This is a genomic window from Stenotrophomonas sp. YIM B06876, assembly GCF_030711595.1.
Taxonomy (GTDB): domain Bacteria; phylum Pseudomonadota; class Gammaproteobacteria; order Xanthomonadales; family Xanthomonadaceae; genus Stenotrophomonas.
This window is the reverse complement of record NZ_JAUJUJ010000226.1, coordinates 1-1,273: the sequence shown is the minus strand read 5'-3', so window position 1 is coordinate 1,273 and position 1,273 is coordinate 1. Positions and strand designations below refer to the sequence as shown.

General features: G+C 63.3%; 1 protein-coding gene. It reads left to right on the top strand.

What is annotated here, in order from left to right:
* On the top strand, positions 1 to 1,057 hold a 1,057-nt coding region (gene glnA, locus QZH66_RS16295), incomplete at its 5' end, for a type I glutamate--ammonia ligase (protein ID WP_305806924.1).
* Between the last annotated feature and the right edge of the window lie 216 nt (positions 1,058 to 1,273).

The following is a 1,273-nucleotide window of genomic DNA, read 5'->3' as shown; positions in this document are numbered from 1 at the left end:
CTCGGGCCTGGGCGACACGGCCTTTTTCGGGCCCGAGCCTGAATTCTTCATCTTCGATGGCGTGCGCTGGAGCAACGAGCCCGGCAAGGTGATGTACGAGATCGAAGAATACGAAGCGCCCTGGAACTCGGGCAAAAACCTCGAAGGCGGCAATCGCGGCCACCGTCCCACGGTCAAGGGCGGCTACTTTCCCGTGCCCCCGGTCGACAGCACGCACAACCTGCGCGCCGAGATGGCGCTGATCCTCGAATCCCTGGGTATTCCGGTCGAAGTGTTCCACCACGAAGTGGCGGGCGCCGGCCAGAACGAAATTGGCACGCGTTTCAGCACCCTGGTGCAGCGCGCCGACTGGACCATGCTGCAAAAGTACGTGATCCACAACGTGGCCAACGCCTACGGCAAGACCGCCACCTTTATGCCCAAGCCCTATGCTGGCGATAACGGCTCGGGCATGCACGTGCACCAGTCGGTCTGGAAGGACGGCAAGAACCTGTTTGCCGGCGACGGCTATGCCGGCCTCTCGGACTACGCGCTGTACTACATCGGCGGCATCATCAAGCATGCCCGCGCGCTCAACGCCATCACCAACCCCGGCACCAACAGCTACAAGCGCCTGGTGCCGCACTTCGAAGCCCCGGTCAAGCTGGCCTACTCGGCCAAGAACCGCTCGGCGTCGATCCGCATTCCCTATGTGTCCAACCCCAAGGGCCGCCGCGTCGAAGCGCGCTTCCCCGATCCGCTGATGAACCCCTACCTGGGCTTTGCCGCGCTGCTGATGGCGGGCCTCGATGGCGTGGAAAACAAGATCCACCCCGGCGAAGCCGCCGCCAAGGACCTCTACCATCTGCCGCCCGAAGAAGACAAGCTGGTGCCCACCGTATGCCACAGCCTGGACCAGGCCCTCGACGCACTGGATGCCGACCGAGCCTTCCTGACCAAGGGCGGCGTGTTCTCGGACAATATGCTCGATGCCTACATCGAGCTGAAGATGGGCGAAGTCTCGCGCTTCCGCCAGGCCGTGCACCCGGTCGAATACGACATGTACTATTCACTGTAATGCCGGGCCTGCGGGCCCCGCACGGTACAAAAGGCGGTGCGAACCGCCTTTTTTCATGGGCGCTGGCCCGGGAACCTGCGTGGCGGTCGGGCATCCTACGCAGCAGTTGCAGGGGGCTGCGCCCGCGCATTGGAGTGCCCCGGCGTTTAGGGGATACTCTGGCGCAACCCCTGCATGCACCATGCGAGGAAACCGTATGAAAAAAGACTGCCTTAC